The organism is Pseudomonas sp. PMCC200344, from assembly GCF_030053095.1.
Classification (GTDB): Bacteria; Pseudomonadota; Gammaproteobacteria; order Pseudomonadales; family Pseudomonadaceae; genus Aquipseudomonas; species Aquipseudomonas svalbardensis.
The window spans coordinates 3,992,841-4,010,035 of sequence record NZ_CP125618.1; the positions used below are offsets into that span (position 1 = coordinate 3,992,841).

Consider the following 17,195-nt stretch of genomic DNA (forward strand, 5'->3'; position numbering starts at 1 on the left):
CAAGGCGCCGGTTTCATTGCAATGTAGAGCGTTGGTCAGGGCTGTAAAATATCGCAGGCACACTGTTCACATAGATCCACGTCTATGTAAGTGAGTATCGGGAGCACGCATGCTGGGAACTGTATCGGAGCTGGATCTGCGTTTGATCCGGGTATTTCTGACCGTCGTTGAGGCGGGCGGGATCTCGGCCGCGCAAACGGCGCTCAATACCACGCAACCCACCATCAGTGCGCAATTGGCAACGCTGGAAGCGCGGGTGGGGTTTCGTCTTTGCGAACGCGGGCGCGGTGGATTTTCGGTGACACCCAAAGGCAGCCAGTTTGTCGAGGCGGCCCGTCGGTTACTGGCGGCTGCCGAGGGGTTCCGGGTTGAAGTCCAGCACATCAATCGCAAGGTGTCGGGCAACATCAACATCGGCCTGCTCGGTCAAATCGATCCGGTTGCCAACAAGAAAATCGCCCTGGCCATTGCGCGGTTACGGTCCCGACATGATGGGCTGTATTTCCATTTCACAGAGCTGTCGTCATCGCTGCTGGAAGAGAAAATCATCAACGGCCATATCGATCTGGCGATCGGCTATTTCTGGCACCGCCTGCCCAACATTGATTACTTTGCGTTGTTCCAGGAAACCCAGATCGCCTACTGCGCCCCCACTCATCCGCTGTTCGAGCAAGTGGGCGAGCTGACCCGGGATGACGTCAGCGATTACGATTGGGTATGGCCCAGCCATCCTTTGCCGGAAATGCCGGCGCCCACCTCGATTGAACGCCTGACGGTACTCACGGACAGCATGGATGGCGCTGCCCTGCTCATCCTGTCAGGCCAGCATTTGGGCTTTCTGCCGCAGCACTATGCGGCGAAGCATGAACAGTTGGGGCAGTTGCATCCGCTGAATCCCGAGCTGTTGCGCTATGAGGTCGGCTTTCATGCGGCGGTCAGGCATTCGGCGCGTCAGCGGGATTTGGTGAGTGCTTTTTTGACTGAATTGATCGACATCTTCGGGGCCGTGTAAGCGTCAACGGGAGCAAGCCCCTCGCCAGTTTCAGATATGGATTTCGCTGGTCGGGATAACGTCGATCCGCGCCACGGGCCCCGTCAAGTGCGCCAGGTCTGCGTTGTGCTCAACGATGATGTCTTCGGCGGCGAGGTTGCCGTTGTCGACGGTGGAATGCGCATCGGCGGCGAGCACTACGTCATAGCCCAGGTTCAGGGCCTGGCGGACAGTGGCGTTGATGCAATAGTCGGTTTGCAGCCCGCAGATGATAAGGCGGTCTGTGCCCAAATCCTGCAATTGGGCTTGCAAGTGGGTCCGGTAGAACGAGTCTCTATTGGTTTTTCGCACGCGAAGGTCTTGCGGCGAAGTCTTCAGGCTTTCGGCCAGTTGCCAGCCTTCGGAGCCGTGTTGCAGCAGGTCGCCATTTTCTTCGTGCTGGATGAGGATGACCGGGATGCCTGCTTCGCGAGCCTTGGCACTGAGGCCGTTGATGTTCTCGATAACGCGCTTGATCTCAAAACAGGCGTACTCGCCAGCGCACAGGGCGCGCTGGACGTCGATGATCAGCAGTGCGGTAGCCATGAGCTTCCTCCCTTGATAGGTCGGTGAATCAGCAACGGATTTAGGATCCGTTCCCCTTTTAACTTGTAGCAGCTGCCGAGCCTGAGGCTGCGTTCGAGCGCGAAGCGGTCGTAATCCCGCAAATGTGGTCTACCTGAATGATCGCGGTCAACCGATTTACGACGGCTGCGCAGTCGAACGCAGCCTCGCAGGCTCGACAGCTGCTACGGAATCTGAGGCCACCCTCAAGAATTTGGATGGCCTCGGATCTGCCTCAATAACCGAGCGACAACCCAGTGTTACGACGTGGATCGTTCGCCCCATAGAAGCGGTTTTTGCCGACCGGTTTGCCTTCAAGCGACGGTGCGCCTACCAGAATCGCCGCCACATGGTTGGCGTCCTGTGGTCCGGCAAACTTGTGCCCCCAACTTTCGAGCATCTTCACCGTGTCGGGACTGGTAGTGAAGGTCTCAAGGTTGGTCTCTTCCGGCAACCACTGCTGGTGGAAACGCGGTGCATCGACCGCTTCCTGGATGTTCATCCCGTAGTCGATCACGTTGAGCATGGTCAGCAAGGTCGCGGTGATGATGCGACTGCCGCCGGGGGTGCCGACGACCATCACCACTTTGCCGTCCTTGGTGACGATGGTCGGGCTCATGGACGACAGCGGTGCCTTGCCGGGCGCGATGGCATTGGCCTCCCCTTGCACCAGACCGTACATGTTCGGCACGCCGATCTTCGAGGTAAAGTCATCCATTTCGTCGTTGAGGATGACCCCGGTTTTGCTGGCCATGACGCCGGCGCCGAACCAGTCGTTCAAGGTGTAGGTCACCGAGACCGCGTTGCCCCATTTATCGACGATGGAGTAATGGGTGGTGTTGCTGCCTTCATGGGGCGCTACGCCAGGTTTGAGCTCGCGGGACACACCGGCCTTTTGCGGATCGATGGCGGTGCGGATTTTGGTGGCGTAGTTTTTATCCAGCAGATGGTCGATCGGGTTCTTCACGAAATCCGGGTCGCCCAGGTAGCTGTTGCGGTCCACGTAGGCGTGACGCATCGCTTCGATCTGGTAGTGCATGCTCTGGGCCGAGTGATAGCCCAGGTCTTTCATCGGATAGCCTTCGAGAATGTTCATGATTTCGCAAATCACCACGCCGCCGGAGCTTGGCGGTGGCGCTGAAACCACGTGGTAGCCGCGGTAATCGCATTCGATCGGGGCCAGTTCGCGGGTCTTGTATTTGTCGAGGTCGGCCTGAGTGATGATGCCTTTGTTGGCCTGACTGGAGGTGACGATGGCATCGGCGACCCAGCCTTTATAGAAGCCGTCGGCGCCGTTCTCGGAGATTTCCCGCAGGGTTTTAGCCAGATCCTTCTGCACCAGTTGCTGACCGACCTGCATTGGCTCGCCGTTGCTCAGAAAGATCGCACCGGAATCCTTGATGTCCTTCTTGAACACATCAGTGGCGTATTCCAGCAATTCGACATCGCCCTGCTCCAGCACAAAACCGTCTTCGGCGAGCTTGATGGCCGGGGCGATGACTTCCTTGCGGGGTTTGGTGCCGTATTTCGACAGCGCCAGTTCCATCCCGGACACGGTGCCCGGCACGCCGACCGCCAGATGGCCACGGGTGCTCAGGTCTGGGACGACGTTGCCCTCCTTGTCGAGGTACATGTCTGCGGTGGCGGCCAGCGGTGCTTTTTCGCGGAAGTCGAGGAAGGTCTTGCGCCCGTCCGCCAACTGAATGGTCATGAAACCGCCGCCGCCCAGGTTGCCCGCCGCGGGATAAACCACCGCCAGCGCATAACCGACCGCTACCGCGGCATCGACGGCGTTGCCGCCATTCTTGAGCACATCGACGCCCACGTGACTGGCCAGATGCTGGGCGGTAACGACCATGCCGTTTTCGGCCGCAACCGGCGCCACAGAGGCCGCGTAAGCACTGAGGCAGCTGAGCGCCAATGAGGTCGCAATCAGCGATTTGGCAAAAGGTTCGAACTTCATGAGTCGGTCTCTTTTTGTTTTTAGGCTCTGTAAAAAAACAGAGGGAAGGCTTCAAGAGCAGAGGCAAGTATGGCTGGGATTGCGTATTGCGCCTCCCCGTCGAGGCAGTATGCTTGGCCTCCTGCTCAGCCCATCCACGGAGTCCCCCGGCATGACGTTCACCTACATCACCCTGGCCTCCCCGGTCGGCTTGTTGAAGCTGGTCGCGAACGGCTCAAGACTGGCGGCTATCCTCTGGGAAAACGACAAGCCAAACCGCGTACGGCTCGGCCCGATGAGCGAAGCGGCGGACAACCCGATCCTGCTGCGCACCGCTCAGCAGTTGAAGGAATACTTCGCCGGCACGCGCGATCATTTCGAGCTGGAGCTGGACTTTTCCGGGACGATATTCCAGAAGAAGGTCTGGGCGGCGCTGCTGACCATTCCATTCGGCGAGACCCGCAGTTACACCCAGATTGCCGAGCAGATCGGCAACCCCAATGCGGTCCGCGCGGTGGGTGCGGCCAACGGCAAAAACCCGATATCGATTGTTGCGCCGTGTCATCGGGTGATTGGTGCGTCGGGGAAATTGACGGGGTTCGCCGGTGGGCTTGAGGCGAAGGAACGGTTGTTGACGCTGGAAGGATGCGAGTGGTCGGGCAACAGCAGGACGGGGGAGTTGTTTTGATTTAACGCTCAAGCGTCGGCGAAGATGTTTTTCATCGCCGCATACTGCAACAGCATGATGGTCTTCGCATCGCAGATTTCCCCGCGATAAAACGCCTCAAGCGCGTCGTCGAACTTCCACTCCAGCACTTCCAGCTCCTCGGTTTCCTCCTCCAGTCCGCCGCCATCGCTGACCTTAGACGCGGCATCGTACTCAGCGATGAAGAAGTGCAGCTTCTCAGTCACCGAGCCGGGGCTCATGTAGGCCTCGAACACCTTGTGCACGTGGTGCACGCGATAACCGGTTTCTTCCTCCGCTTCTTCGCGGATGCGCTCTTCAGGCGCCGCACCTTCGAGCAGCCCCGCCGCCACTTCGATCAGCAAGCCATCGTGGCCGTTGACGAACACCGGCAATCTGAATTGCCGGGTCAGCGCGACGGTTTTCTTTTCACGGTTGAACAGCAGAATCGCCGCGCCATTGCCACGGTCGTAGACCTCGCGGGTCTGGCGCTGCCATTCGCCGTTGTTGCGCAGGTAATCGAAGGTGATTTTTTTGAGCAGGTACCAGTCGTGGGACAACACCTGGGACTCGATGAGGTTGACCCGCTCGGCTGTGTTCGACATGACAACGCATCCCTTTTTTCGTCGGAAGGCGCACATGTTAGGCGAAAACGAAAGCCTGGCGCTAAGAAAGCTGGGCCTTGTATTCCTTCACATATTGCCCCGCCAGCGTCTCTTTCTGTTTGTCGTCGAGTAGCTTGCCGGCCATTTGGAAGAACTTCTGCTCTTCCTCTTCCATGTGGTGATTGACCTTCTCGGCGAGCTTCTTCGCGGCGGCCAGCCAAGCCGGACTGGACATCTCGGTCTCGTCCAGCGTTTCCATCATTTCGTCCATCTCGTGGTGTTCGGCAATCGCATGGCGGCTGAGGTCGACGCCGTTGTCGAACTCCATCAGCGGGATATAGAAATGGCGCTCTTCAGCGGTTTCGTGGGCCTGAAGTTCGGACTTGAACCGCTTGTAAGCCTCGACCCGCTCGGAGGTGTCGCCGCTGGTCTGGATCAGCGCATCGGCGTAGGTGCGTTGGCGGTCGTGGCTTTCACGCAAGGCTTCAAAAATATTCACGGATTGTCCTCATAGGCCGCGTTCTGGAATGACGCTGTTTAGCCTAGACATCTGCGCGAAGGCGAGGGTTCCGCCTCATGGGCTGGAACAACGACCGCTGACCGCGATAGGCTTGAGGCTGTTGTCCACTCAAGCCATAAGGAAATAGCTGATGACCCTGCGAATCGAGCAGTCGCAAAACCCCACGGATGCCGAGGAACATGCGATCGTGCTGCCGTTGCGTGCGTATAACGCCTCAAAGGCCGGCGTCACGGTGCCGGAGCCGATTGCCTTGCTGGTACGCGACCACAACGACGAGATCCTCGGCGGGCTCTATGGCCGGGTGTTTTACCAGTGGTTGTACATCGAGTTGCTGTCGGTACCGGAACAGGCCCGGGGTCAGGGCATGGGTTCGAAGCTGATGCAAATGGCCGAAGACCTGGCTCGGGAGAAGGAATGCGTCGGGGTCTGGCTCGACACCTTCGACTTCCAGGCGCCAGAGTTCTACAAGAAACTCGGCTACAGCGAGTTAGGCCAGATCGCTGACTATCCGCCGGGTCACAAACGCTTCTTTTTCCAGAAGCGCCTGATCAATAGCTAAACGGCTTACAAGCAGGTCGCCAGCGCCGCGAGTCGGCGCTTGGCCACAAAGTCATCATGCTGCGCGTAATAATTCAGCACGGTTGCCGAAGCGTCAGTCGTCACGTCCACAAAGGACTCCGCCGAGCGCGTGTAAACGGTGGAACCACCCTTCTTGCCAGGCTGCAAATACGCACCCGCATCGACCCCAAATACCGCCTCATCCTGCCAGGAAAACTGCACACACTGGGCGACGACTTTTTCCGGTTTGTCCGACGTCAGGGTTTTGTACGGGGTTCCAGTGCGGGCATCGTTCATCGCCGAGCCGGCGCATCCCGCCAGCAACGTTACGGCCAGCGCCACCATCAGAATTCGCATTGCGTTCGCTCATCAAGAAAAAGCGGACTGTATCACCGCGGCACGGCGTATCGTTCTGCTTTACTTCATTTATACCGCGACACCGAGTGACGATTCGCGCACCCTGTCGCGCCATTAACACCGCATCGCCCGTTTTTCCGGGCTTATTTTCTGGAAAGGTCATGACACCCAACGCCGAATATTACAAACCGACCGCTGAATATGCCGACAAGCTGATCAGCCAGATCGGTCAGACGCCGTCCTGGATTGCCAAGCGAATTGGCGTCACCGACAAGCGGATTCGTTACATCCTCGACGGCGAAAGAACCGTCAAAGGTGAAACCACGCCGATTCAAATGACGTATCCCGAGCAGTTTGCCCTCGAGTGCCTGGCAGCAGCGGCCAAGGCCAGCAAGAAGCAGACTTCGTAATCCAGCCTCAAGGAGCGACCATGGCGGCAACCGAACAGCAACACGAGCAAGCGCTGAAGAAGTTTCTCGATGAGCGCCCTGAACTGCGCGTCGAACTCGACAACCTCAACCCGCTGTTGGCTCAGGCCAAGGGCGAGACCACGGCGCAGTACCGCGAGGACCGCTTGCATGAAGCCTTCGAAGCCGAGGCCGAGCGTCTGGGATTGTTTGCCTGGGAGCTGACGCTGCAACTGACCGCCACGACGCCCGAGGACTATCAGGCACAGCGCCTGGAAGTGCACAAGGAAGTGGCCGAGATGGCCGGCATGGACTGGCTGGAGTATTGCGAGTTATATGGATTGAGTAAGTGACCATTTCGATCACTGCCTGAGGACGACCTCCGCTGATGTTGCCATCCCTCTCAACTGATCGCGCCAGTCCAGGCCATCTGCATACCCGCAAATGGCGCGGACGCATTGGCATGTCGCTGGTGGCCAGCCTGTCGGTGCTCGCGGGCATGACCGACGCCATCGGCTTCATGGCCAGCGGTGATTTCGTCTCGTTCATGAGCGGCAACACCACCCGCCTCGCCGTCGCCATCAGCGACGGCGACCTGGGCCTGACCTTGCGCCTGGTGATCCTCGTGGGCACCTTCATCGTCGGCAACGCCTTGGGGATTGTCGTCAGCCGCCTCGGCGGTCGCCGGGCGCTGCCCTTGCTGCTGTGCATCGCCACGCTGCTCTGCGGCGCCGCTGCCTGGCCCTATGATGAACAACTACCAGCGCTGCTGGCCGCGATCATCGCCATGGGCATGCTCAATGCTGCCGTGGAAGAAGTGAACGGCCTGCCGGTCGGCCTGACCTACGTCACCGGCGCCCTGTCGCGCTTCGGCCGTGGGCTGGGACGCTGGATGCTCGGCGAACGGCGCAACGGTTGGCGCGTGCAACTGATCCCCTGGACCGGGATGTTTGCTGGCGCGGTCATCGGTGCCGTGCTGGAACATCACCTGGGGCTCAGGGCCCTGTTTGTCAGCGGTCTGCTGGCCGGCGCCATCGGGCTGCTGTCGCTGAAAATCCCGCGGCGTTGGCAGTTGGGGTATATGCCTCGTTAGATCCAACATTTACGTTGCCCGTTAGTCCGCTTTCGCGAGCAAGCCCGCTCCCACAGGAGAATGCATTCCAAGTGGGAGCAACTGTCTTGATGACCTTTATTTTGAAAGCATATTGATAGACAGCTGAACTCCCACAGCTTTAGGCCATGCGATGCCCTACAGGAACACCGCGACCCGTTTAGGCCAAGGGTTCTTTCCACTCGGTTCGGTCTCGGATCATGGCGTTCAGCCGTATCAACAACACACGCATACAGGCGATGAGCGCTACTTTTGCGCATTTACCCTTATGACGCAGTGCGTCATACCGCGCTTTGAACTCAGGCTGTCGCTGAATCACCACCCAGCACGCCATGTACATTGCCCGACGCGCAGCAAACCTGCCGCCGCTAATGTGGCGGGGGCCTTCATGCTTGCCACTGTCGTCGTTGTAGGGGGCTATGCCTGCCAGCGCTGCAATCTCGTGCCGTCCAACCTCGCCCAGCTCGGGTAAGTAGGCCATCAAGCTGGCTGCCGTCACGAGCCCTATACCCTTGACCGAGCACAAACGGGCCGTTTTATCACTGTCCAGGTCTTTAGCAGTTTGACGGATCAGCTTTTCTATCGACTTTATGGCTTGGCATAAATAGTCGATATGACTTCGCAGACAGGGTTTTACCGTGTCAGCAGAGGCTGTTTTAAGGCGCCGTATATCGTCGCCTTGCTGCTGAACAAAATTTTCGCGCTGCTGTACCAGCGCACGCAAATTGTCCTGTTCAGGGCTGGTGATTCGGTTGCTTGGCGACTTTATGACTTCGGCAAACTGCGCGAGCAGCCGCGCATCTATCGGGTCGGTTTTAGCGCGCTGCCCCATGGCCTTGGCAAAATCCCTGGCTCGGCGAGGGTTGATCCGCAAGACTTCGAAGCCGGCAGCCTGAAGCGCTTTCATGACCTCTCGCTCATAGCCGCCGGTGGCTTCCAGCAATACGCGGCTGACCTGATAGCGCTTTAACCAGTCAATCAGCGCAAGGAAATCACTGGCGGTATTGAGGTGACTCGCGCCAACGTCTTGCGGGTTAATCCGAACTTCAAGGGTATCTTTGGAAACATCGATGCCTGCGCAGGAAAACATAGCCGATCCCTCTTACACTCAAAGGTGAGAGCACTCTGGCTGGGCACCACGCTTGTAATGTTCGAGGTCGGCTCGTTCAACTGTTCGGGCTCAATAACCAGAGCGGAGAGGTGAATGGCAGCATGGGCTCCCACACGTGCTTTAAGCACTCCGGGCATTCAGCTTGCCACTCACCGCTCTCACCCTCAGTCTAATTCCTGCCCAAGACACAAGCGGGCTTGCTCGCGAAAGGGGCGACTCGGTCTACGAGCAAACGCCCTTCGCCGCCCCGGCGATAAAGCTTTATCATGGCCGCAGTTTTACTGATCGAGTCCGTCATGAAGTTCGCCATCGCGCTGTTTTCCGCCGCCCATGCGCCCTCCTCGCGCCGCGCCCTGCTGTTTGCTCAGGCTGCGCTGGCCGGTGGGCATGAGATTGTCCGGCTGTTTTTCTATCAGGACGGCGTCTACAACGCCTCCGCAAGCGTGGTCACGCCGCAGGATGAACAGGACTTGCCCAAGCAATGGCGCAATTTCGTCACCGAACATCAACTGGACGGCGTCGTGTGCATCGCAGCCGCCCTGCGTCGTGGCGTGTTGAACGAAGAAGAAGCCGGGCGCTATCAGCGTGAAGCCGTTGCGGTGGGCGCGCCGTGGGAATTGTCTGGTCTGGGCCAATTGCATGACGCGGTGCAGGATGCTGACCGCCTGATCTGTTTCGGAGGCGCGTGAGATGGCTAAATCCTTGCTGATTATCAGCCGTCAGGCGCCTTGGTCCGGGCCGAGTGCGCGCGAAGCGCTGGACATCGTGCTGGCCGGCGGTGCCTTTGATCTGCCGATCGGCCTGTTGTTTCTCGATGACGGGGTGTTCCAGCTCGCCGCGAAACAGGATGCCAAGGCCCTCCAGCAGAAGGACCTGAGCGCCAACCTGCAAGCCTTGCCGATGTTCGGTGTCGACGAGCTGTTTGTCTGTGGCGACAGCGTTGCAGAACGGGGCTTGGACCCGGCTGGTTTGTCGCTCGAAGAAGCGCAGGTGCTGGCCGCCCACGAAATCACCGCACTTATTGACCGTTACGACCAGGTGATCACCCTCTGATGTCGACTTTGCATGTGTTGTCTCATTCCCCGTTCGGCGACGATCGCCTGACAAGTTGCCTGCGCTTGATGGGCGCTGACGATGCGTTGCTGCTGACCGGCGACGCGGTTTATGCGTTGCAACCAGGCACCGCGCCGTTCAATGCACTGAACGCCCGCAATCTGAAACTGTTCGTACTGATCGAAGACGCCCAAGCTCGCGCGCTGGAGATTCCTGACACGGCCAAGGCTATCGATTACCCGGCCTTCGTCGAGCTGTCGATTCACTATGACAAGGTCAACAGTTGGCTATGAACTCACTGACGGTCGGCGCACGCGCCATCGAGTTGGACAAGGACGGTTTCCTGGTCGAACTGAGCGACTGGTCCACCGACGTGGCCAGCGCACTGGCCGCCGCCGAAGACATCGAGTTGAGCCCCGAACACTGGGAAATCCTCGAACTGCTGCGCAGTTTCTACGCCGAATTCCAGTTGTCGCCGGCCACTCGTCCGCTGATCAAGTACACCGCGCTGAAGCTGGGCCCGGACAAGGGCAATAGCCTGCACCTGAACCGACTGTTCAAAGGCACCCCTGCCAAACTCGCCGCGAAACTGGCGGGCCTGCCCAAACCGACGAATTGCTTATGACCGACTACCCAGCGCTGACCCTCGAAACACCCGCCGAACACCCGTTCGCCCAGTTCGTGCGCATTCTCGGCAAGGGCAAACGCGGCGCCCGCGACTTGACCCGCGAGGAAGCTCGCGAAGCCATGGGCATGGTGCTCGACCACAAGGTCGAGGACACCCAGCTCGGCGCGTTCCTGATGCTGTTGCGGCACAAGGAAGAAAGCGCCGAGGAGATGGCGGGTTTTACCGAAGCGTTGCGCGAACGTTTACAGGCACCCACGTTGAATGTGGATCTGGACTGGCCAACCTACGCCGGCAAGAAGCGTCATCTGCCGTGGTATCTGCTGGCGGCCAAATGCCTGGCGCAAAATGGTCTGCGCATTTTCATGCATGGCGGCGGCGCGCACACGGCGGGTCGGCTCTATAGCGAACAATTGCTGGATGAGTTGAAGATTCCGTTGTGCCGCGACTGGCAGCAGGTCGGCGACGCACTGGATAACGGCGGTCTGGCCTTCATGCCGCTGGTGGATTGGGCGCCGCAACTTCAGCGCATGATCGACCTGCGCAACACCCTGGGCCTGCGTTCGCCGATCCACTCCCTGGCGAGGATTCTCAACCCGCTGGGTGCTCGCTGTGGCCTGCAAAGCATTTTCCACCCCGGTTACCAGGCCGTGCACCGTGATGCCAGCGGCTTGCTCAGCGACACCGCGATCGTGGTGAAAGGCGACGGCGGCGAAATCGAGATCAACCCGGACGCCGACAGTCACTTGTACGGTACGACCGGTGGCGAAAGCTGGGATGAGGAATGGCCTCAACTGTCGAGCCAGCGCCACGTCAAACCGGCCGCGCTCGATCCCGGACACCTGAAAGCCGTGTGGCGTGGCGACGTGGTCGACAGCTACCCGCAAATGGCGCTGATCTCGACAATGGCCCTGGCCTTGCGGGGCCTCGGCCAATCCCGCGAACACGCCTTCGAAACCGCCCAGCAGTACTGGGATGCTCGGGACAGATCGATTTAACCGATCATAAGCGCCCACCCTTTGCGCTTTTTTATCGAACCTATGCGAATAGACTCCTCTCCAACGCTTATTGATTGAGGAGTCTTGAACATGGGTTTGTTAGTTGAAGGTCGCTGGCATGACCAGTGGTACGAAAGCAGCAAGGACGGCGCGTTCCAGCGTGAACAGGCGCAGCGTCGCAACTGGCTGACCGCTGACGGCAAACCCGGCCCGACAGGTGTCGGTGGCTTTGCGGCCGAGGCCGGTCGTTATCACCTCTACGTGTCCCTCGCCTGTCCATGGGCGCATCGCACGCTGATCCTGCGCAAACTCAAAGGCCTCGAAAGCCTCATCGACGTCTCGGTGGTCAGTTGGTTGATGTTGGAAAACGGCTGGACCTTCGACCAGAACCTCGGATCGACCGGCGACAAGCTCGATCATTTCAATTTCATGCACCAGCGCTACACCGCCGATACCGCCGACTACACCGGCCGCGTCACGGTGCCGGTGCTATGGGACAAACAGCAAAATCGCATCGTCAACAATGAATCGGCGGAGATCATCCGCATGTTCAATGGCGCCTTCGATGATTTGACGGGTAATGACATGGATTTCTACCCGGCGCCGCTGCAGGGCGAGATCGATGCACTGAACGAACGGATTTATCCGGCGGTGAACAATGGCGTATATCGCGCAGGGTTTGCCACGTCGCAGAAGGCTTATGAAGAGGCGTTCGACGGGTTGTTCGAGGAGCTTGATCGGCTGGAACAGCTATTGGGCGCCAATCGTTACCTGACCGGCGAATACCTGACTGAAGCTGATATTCGGTTGTTCACAACGTTGATTCGCTTTGATGCCGTGTATCACGGGCACTTCAAGTGCAACCTGCGTCGGATTGCCGATTACCCGAACCTGTCGAACTGGCTGCGGGAGATTTATCAGTGGCCGGGGATTGCCGAGACGGTGGATTTCGAGCACATCAAGAATCACTACTACGGCAGCCACAAGACCATCAATCCGACCGGGATCGTGCCTAAAGGGCCGGCGCAGGATTTCATGGCGCCGCATGATCGCGAGCGGTTGAGCGGGAAAGGGGTTTGGCGCAGAGCTTAAGATTTATTCAGGTCTCAAGGCCCCTTCGCGAGCAGGCTCGCTCCCACATTTGATTTGTGTCGTTCACAAATCCCCTGTGGGAGCGAGCCTGCTCGCGAAGGAGGCGACTCGGTCTTCAGACCTGCGCCTGAGCGCCCTCGAACCACGCCAGTTTCTCGCGCAATTGCACCACTTCCCCAACGATCACCAGCGTCGGCGCATGCACTTCATGCTCCGCCACCAGCCGTGGAAGGTCCGCCAAGGTTCCGGTAAACACCCGCTGATTGACGGTGGTGCCCTGCTGGATCAACGCCGCCGGCGTATCCGCTGCGCGACCATGCTTGATCAATTGCTCGCAGATGATCGGCAAGCCCACCAACCCCATGTAAAACACCAGGGTTTGTGCCGGTGCAACCAGGTCGGCCCACGGCAAATCGGTGGAACCGTCCTTCAGGTGCCCGGTGACAAAACGCACCGACTGCGCGTAATCGCGGTGAGTCAGTGGAATCCCGGCGTACGCCGCGCAACCGCTGGCGGCCGTAATACCCGGCACCACCTGGAACGGGATGCCATGGGCCGCCAGCTCTTCGATCTCTTCACCGCCGCGACCAAAGATGAACGGATCACCGCCCTTCAACCGCACGACCCGCTTGCCTTGCTTGGCCAAATCCACCAGTTGCTGGTTGATCTGATCTTGTGGCACGGCGTGATCGGCGCGACGCTTGCCGACGTAAACCCGCTCGGCATCGCGACGGCACAGATCCAGAATCGCGGGCGCCACCAAGCGGTCATACAGCACCACATCGGCTTGCTGCATCAGACGTAAGGCACGGAAGGTCAGCAGGTCGGGATCACCCGGGCCGGCGCCCACCAAATAGACTTCGCCCGTTGCAGTCGGCGCTTCACCGGCAATTTTCGCCAGCATCAAGCGCTCGGCTTCGGCGCCCTGCCCGGCCAGTTGCCGGTCGGCAATCGGACCCTGGAACACATCTTCCCAGAACGCCCGACGCTGCTGCACATCCGGGAACAGGTGTTTGACCTGGCTGCGAAAACGCGCTGCCAGGCCGGCCAGCTGACCGTAGGTGGAAGGAATCCAGGTTTCCAGTTTGGCGCGGATCAACCGCGCCAGCACCGGCGCGTCGCCGCCGCTGGAGACCGCTACGATCAAAGGAGAACGGTCGACGATCGCCGGAAAGATCACGCTGCACAAGGCTGGCGCGTCCACCACGTTGACCGGCACACAACGCCGATGGGCATCGGCAGAGACTTGCGCGTTCAGCGGTTCGTCGTCGGTGGCGGCGATGATCAGCCCGCAACCGTCCAGGTCCGATTCAACGTAGCCTCGCACCAGACACTCGCCACCGCTGCCGGCAACCAGTTCGCGCAGTTGCGGTTCGATTTCAGGTGCGACCACCCGCAGCAGCGCACCGGCTTCGGCCAGCAGGCGGGATTTGCGCAAGGCAATCTCCCCCCCGCCAACGACCAAGACACGACTGCCGCGAAGGTTATGGAACAGCGGCAGATAGTCCATTTAGCCGATGACCTCAAGGCCACCCATGTAAGGTTTCAGCACGTCCGGCACTCGGATCGAACCGTCGGCCTGCTGATAGTTTTCCAGCACCGCGACCAAGGTACGACCGACCGCAAGGCCGGAACCGTTCAGGGTGTGAACCAGTTCAGGCTTGCCGGTTTCCGGGTTGCGGAAACGCGCTTGCATACGACGGGCCTGGAAGTCGCCGCAGTTGGAGCACGACGAAATCTCACGGTACTTGTCCTGGCTCGGGATCCACACTTCCAGGTCGTAAGTCTTGACCGCGCTGAAGCCCATGTCCCCGGTGCACAAGGCAATCGTGCGATAAGGCAGTTCCAGCAGTTGCAGGACTTTTTCGGCGTTGGCCGTCAGGCCTTCCAGCGCGTCCATCGACGTCGACGGCTCAACGATCTGGACCATCTCGACTTTGTCGAACTGGTGCTGACGGATCATCCCGCGGGTATCGCGACCCGAGGCACCGGCTTCACTACGGAAGCATGGGGTGTGGGCGACGAACTTGATCGGCAGCAGTTTCGAATCGACGATTTCGCCAGCGACGATGTTGGTCAGCGACACTTCGGCGGTCGGAATCAGGTACAGATCGGCTTCGCCTTCGCGAGTGATCTTGAACAGGTCTTCTTCGAACTTCGGCAGCTGACCCGTACCTTGCAGCGCCGGCGCTTGAACCAGATAAGGCGTGTAGGCCTCTTCGTAACCGTGTTCGCTGGTGTGCAGGTTGATCATGAACTGCGCCAGGGCGCGGTGCATACGAGCAATCGGACCACGCAACAGGGCGAAACGGGCACCGGACAACTTGGCGGCAGTTTCGAAGTCCAGCCAGCCGAATTTCTCGCCCAAGGCGACGTGATCCTGAACCGGGAAATCGAACGCGGTCGGGGTGCCCCAACGGCGCACTTCGACGTTGCCGTCTTCGTCATCACCGATCGGCACGGATTCGTGCGGCAGGTTCGGGATGCCGAGCAGGATCGAGTCCAGATCGGTCTGGATCCCGTCCAGCTCGACTTTACCGTCACTCAACTCGTTCGCCATGCGCTCGACGTCGGCCATCAGCGGCGCGATGTCTTCGCCGCGCTGCTTGGCCTGGCCGATGGATTTGGAGCGCGCATTACGGTCAGCCTGCAGTGCTTCGGTGCGGGTCTGGACGGTCTTGCGCTGTTCTTCCAGCGCTTCGATGCGCGCAACATCCAGCGTGTAGCCACGGGATGCCAGGCGGTCCGCTACGTCCTGAAGGTTGCTACGTAACAGTTTGGAATCGAGCATGTCGGTCTCTCGTTATCAAAGTTTGGTCAAGGACAGGCCAGCCCAAGTAGCGAGCAGCCCGCCGAATACGCTGATGGCAGCATAGACAAAAGCCAGCGGTATTTGCCCGGTTTCCAGCAGACGCACCGTATCCAGTGAAAAAGATGAAAAAGTCGTCAGCCCCCCGAGGAAGCCGACCATCAACCCGGCGCGCACCTCAATCGGCACCTCCGGGCGTACTAAAAACAGACCGTATAGAACGCCGATCAGCAAACAGCCGACGATATTAACGGCCAGCGTCGCGGTATAGAAGTGCCGCGGCCAATTAGCGTTGATCCAGTTACCGGTGGCAAAGCGTAAAAGCGTTCCGGCGATACCGCCCACAGAAACGGCAACGATCAAAGGGATCACTATTTTCTCCGCTGCCGGGGGCTGAGACGGTCAAGTTGCGCGAGGTGATTGAGCTTCTCGCCGATCTTCAGCTCCAGGCCACGCGGCACCGGCTGATAGAACGGTTGTGGCTCGAGTTCTTCCGGGAAGTAGTCTTCGCCAGCGGCGTAAGCGTCCGGTTCATCGTGGGCGTAACGGTATTCATCGCCGTAACCCAGTTGCTTCATCAGCTTGGTCGGCGCGTTGCGCAGGTGCAGCGGCACTTCCAGCGAACCGTGTTCGGCTGCACTGCGCATGGCGGCTTTGAACCCCATGTACACCGCGTTGCTCTTCGGTGCGCAGGCCAGATAGGTGATGGCCTGAGCCACCGCCAATTCGCCTTCCGGGCTGCCGAGGCGCTCTTGCACTTCCCACGCCGCCAGGCACAGGCTCAAGGCGCGCGGGTCGGCGTTGCCGATGTCTTCGCTGGCCATGCGCACCACGCGCCGGGCCAGGTACAACGGATCGCAACCGCCGTCGATCATGCGGGCAAACCAATACAACGCGCCGTCCGGGTTGGAGCCGCGCACCGACTTATGCAGCGCAGAGATCTGGTCGTAAAACGCTTCGCCGCCCTTGTCGAAACGCCGGCGGGTGTCACCGAGCAGGCTTTGCAGCAGGTCAACGCCGATCTCGCTGTTGTCTTCAGCCAGGTCCGAGGCGTTTTCCAGCAGGTTGAGCAGACGCCGGCCATCGCCATCGGCGGCCGACAGCAGCATCTGAAAACCTTCATCGCTGAGGGTCAGTTGCCGCTTGCCCAGGCCACGTTCTTCGGTCAGCGCGCGGTGCACCAGTTTGCGCAGGGCCGCTTCGTCGAGGCTTTTGAGCACGTAGACACGCGCCCGGGAGAGCAACGCGTTGTTGAGTTCGAACGAAGGGTTTTCTGTGGTTGCGCCGATGAAAATCAGCGTGCCGTCTTCGACGTATGGCAGGAACGCATCCTGCTGGGACTTGTTGAAGCGATGCACTTCATCGACGAACAGGATGGTCCGCTTGCCGTACTGCCCGGCCTGCTGCTTGGCGATTTCCACCGCCTGACGGATTTCCTTTACGCCGGCCAGTACCGCCGAAACCGTTTCGAAGTGCGCATCCGAGACTTCCGCCAGCAGCCGTGCCAGGGTGGTCTTGCCCACACCCGGCGGGCCCCAGAAAATCATCGAGTGCAGGGCACCCTGCTCCAGGGCTTCGCGCAAAGGCTTGCCGCGAGCGAGCACGTGCTCCTGACCGACGTACTCGTCCAGATTGGCCGCGCGCAAACGGGCGGCCAAAGGCTGAGCAATCGGGGCACTGCGAAACAGGTCCATCACTACTTATGAAACCTCACTGACTATCAGCCAA

At 59.6% G+C, this 17,195-nt stretch carries 22 protein-coding genes; 12 read left to right on the forward strand and 10 right to left on the reverse strand.

The genetic code is table 11. The features are described 5' to 3' along the window. Positions 1-109: 109 nt before the first annotated feature. Positions 110-1,012, forward strand: a complete 903-nt coding sequence (locus QFW87_RS18210; RefSeq protein ID WP_283188456.1) for a LysR family transcriptional regulator — start codon at positions 110-112, stop codon at positions 1,010-1,012. A 30-nt stretch (positions 1,013-1,042) separates the two neighbouring features. Here the strand turns inward: QFW87_RS18210 and QFW87_RS18215 are convergent, their stop codons facing one another. Next, on the reverse strand, positions 1,043-1,576 hold the full coding sequence (locus QFW87_RS18215; protein WP_283188457.1) for a cysteine hydrolase family protein: 534 nt from the start codon (positions 1,574-1,576) through the stop codon (positions 1,043-1,045). Between the two features lie 253 nt (positions 1,577-1,829). Beyond that, a complete protein-coding gene (gene ggt, locus QFW87_RS18220; protein ID WP_283180843.1) occupies positions 1,830-3,557 on the reverse strand; it encodes a gamma-glutamyltransferase in 1,728 nt (575 codons plus the stop codon). Positions 3,558-3,708: 151 nt separating this feature from the next. On the opposite strand from ggt, the gene QFW87_RS18225 reads away from it, so the two are divergent. Then, entirely contained in the window at positions 3,709-4,224 is a 516-nt protein-coding gene (locus QFW87_RS18225; RefSeq protein WP_283188458.1) for a methylated-DNA--[protein]-cysteine S-methyltransferase, read from the forward strand. A gap of 8 nt (positions 4,225-4,232) precedes the next feature. Here the strand turns inward: QFW87_RS18225 and QFW87_RS18230 are convergent, their stop codons facing one another. Then, entirely contained in the window at positions 4,233-4,826 is a 594-nt protein-coding gene (locus tag QFW87_RS18230; RefSeq protein ID WP_283188459.1) for an NUDIX domain-containing protein, read from the reverse strand. Positions 4,827-4,887: 61 nt separating this feature from the next. Beyond that, entirely contained in the window at positions 4,888-5,325 is a 438-nt protein-coding gene (locus QFW87_RS18235) for a hemerythrin domain-containing protein (RefSeq protein ID WP_283188460.1), read from the reverse strand. Between the two features lie 151 nt (positions 5,326-5,476). On the opposite strand from QFW87_RS18235, the gene QFW87_RS18240 reads away from it, so the two are divergent. After that, the gene (locus tag QFW87_RS18240; protein WP_283188461.1) at positions 5,477-5,905 is read left to right on the forward strand and encodes a GNAT family N-acetyltransferase; all 429 of its coding nucleotides are present in this window, start codon (positions 5,477-5,479) and stop codon (positions 5,903-5,905) included. 5 nt (positions 5,906-5,910) lie between these two features. Here the strand turns inward: QFW87_RS18240 and QFW87_RS18245 are convergent, their stop codons facing one another. Next, a complete protein-coding gene (locus QFW87_RS18245; RefSeq protein WP_283188462.1) occupies positions 5,911-6,261 on the reverse strand; it encodes a hypothetical protein in 351 nt (116 codons plus the stop codon). 161 nt (positions 6,262-6,422) lie between these two features. Here QFW87_RS18245 and QFW87_RS18250 point away from each other — a divergent pair, with 161 nt between their 5' ends. From QFW87_RS18250 to QFW87_RS18260, 3 genes are read left to right on the forward strand one after another with little or no spacing between them, the layout of a single operon-like run. Next, positions 6,423-6,671 carry a hypothetical protein gene (locus tag QFW87_RS18250; protein WP_283188463.1) on the forward strand — a complete coding sequence of 83 codons (249 nt, stop codon included), beginning with the start codon at positions 6,423-6,425 and terminating at the stop codon, positions 6,669-6,671. 20 nt (positions 6,672-6,691) lie between these two features. Continuing rightward, a complete protein-coding gene (locus QFW87_RS18255; protein ID WP_283180848.1) occupies positions 6,692-7,021 on the forward strand; it encodes a DUF6388 family protein in 330 nt (109 codons plus the stop codon). Positions 7,022-7,056: 35 nt separating this feature from the next. Beyond that, positions 7,057-7,761: a YoaK family protein gene (locus tag QFW87_RS18260; RefSeq protein ID WP_283180849.1), complete on the forward strand. Its 705-nt coding sequence runs from the start codon at positions 7,057-7,059 to the stop codon at positions 7,759-7,761. Between the two features lie 178 nt (positions 7,762-7,939). Here the strand turns inward: QFW87_RS18260 and QFW87_RS18265 are convergent, their stop codons facing one another. Beyond that, positions 7,940-8,869 (reverse strand): transposase, encoded by a 930-nt coding sequence (locus tag QFW87_RS18265; RefSeq protein WP_283180508.1) that lies wholly within the window; start codon positions 8,867-8,869, stop codon positions 7,940-7,942. 317 nt (positions 8,870-9,186) lie between these two features. Here QFW87_RS18265 and tusD point away from each other — a divergent pair, with 317 nt between their 5' ends. The 6 genes from tusD to QFW87_RS18295 all read left to right on the forward strand — a co-directional run bounded on the left by tusD (position 9,187) and on the right by QFW87_RS18295 (position 12,658). Further along, positions 9,187-9,579, forward strand: a complete 393-nt coding sequence (gene tusD, locus QFW87_RS18270; RefSeq protein WP_223430577.1) for a sulfurtransferase complex subunit TusD — start codon at positions 9,187-9,189, stop codon at positions 9,577-9,579. Position 9,580: 1 nt separating this feature from the next. Continuing rightward, positions 9,581-9,943 carry a sulfurtransferase complex subunit TusC gene (gene tusC / locus QFW87_RS18275; protein ID WP_283188464.1) on the forward strand — a complete coding sequence of 121 codons (363 nt, stop codon included), beginning with the start codon at positions 9,581-9,583 and terminating at the stop codon, positions 9,941-9,943. After that, positions 9,943-10,236, forward strand: a complete 294-nt coding sequence (tusB, locus tag QFW87_RS18280; protein WP_283188465.1) for a sulfurtransferase complex subunit TusB — start codon at positions 9,943-9,945, stop codon at positions 10,234-10,236. The genes tusC and tusB overlap by 1 nt, the downstream gene beginning before the upstream one ends. Continuing rightward, on the forward strand, positions 10,233-10,568 hold the full coding sequence (locus tag QFW87_RS18285) for a TusE/DsrC/DsvC family sulfur relay protein (RefSeq protein WP_046049415.1): 336 nt from the start codon (positions 10,233-10,235) through the stop codon (positions 10,566-10,568). The genes tusB and QFW87_RS18285 overlap by 4 nt, the downstream gene beginning before the upstream one ends. Next, entirely contained in the window at positions 10,565-11,566 is a 1,002-nt protein-coding gene (locus tag QFW87_RS18290) for a glycosyl transferase family protein (protein ID WP_283188466.1), read from the forward strand. Before QFW87_RS18285 ends, QFW87_RS18290 begins: the two co-directional genes overlap by 4 nt. A 90-nt stretch (positions 11,567-11,656) precedes the next feature. After that, positions 11,657-12,658 carry a glutathione S-transferase family protein gene (locus QFW87_RS18295; protein WP_283188467.1) on the forward strand — a complete coding sequence of 334 codons (1,002 nt, stop codon included), beginning with the start codon at positions 11,657-11,659 and terminating at the stop codon, positions 12,656-12,658. A gap of 115 nt (positions 12,659-12,773) precedes the next feature. Here QFW87_RS18295 and cysG read toward each other — a convergent pair whose 3' ends face one another. Genes cysG through QFW87_RS18315 form a run of 4 tightly spaced genes read right to left on the reverse strand, consistent with a single transcriptional unit; the run spans position 12,774 to position 17,161 of the window. Then, on the reverse strand, positions 12,774-14,168 hold the full coding sequence (gene cysG, locus QFW87_RS18300; RefSeq protein WP_283188468.1) for a siroheme synthase CysG: 1,395 nt from the start codon (positions 14,166-14,168) through the stop codon (positions 12,774-12,776). Continuing rightward, positions 14,169-15,449 (reverse strand): serine--tRNA ligase, encoded by a 1,281-nt coding sequence (serS, locus tag QFW87_RS18305; RefSeq protein ID WP_283188469.1) that lies wholly within the window; start codon positions 15,447-15,449, stop codon positions 14,169-14,171. A gap of 15 nt (positions 15,450-15,464) precedes the next feature. Beyond that, entirely contained in the window at positions 15,465-15,839 is a 375-nt protein-coding gene (gene crcB, locus QFW87_RS18310) for a fluoride efflux transporter CrcB (RefSeq protein ID WP_008154847.1), read from the reverse strand. Beyond that, a complete protein-coding gene (locus tag QFW87_RS18315; protein ID WP_283188470.1) occupies positions 15,839-17,161 on the reverse strand; it encodes a replication-associated recombination protein A in 1,323 nt (440 codons plus the stop codon). Before QFW87_RS18315 ends, crcB begins: the two co-directional genes overlap by 1 nt. Positions 17,162-17,195: the final 34 nt, after the last annotated feature.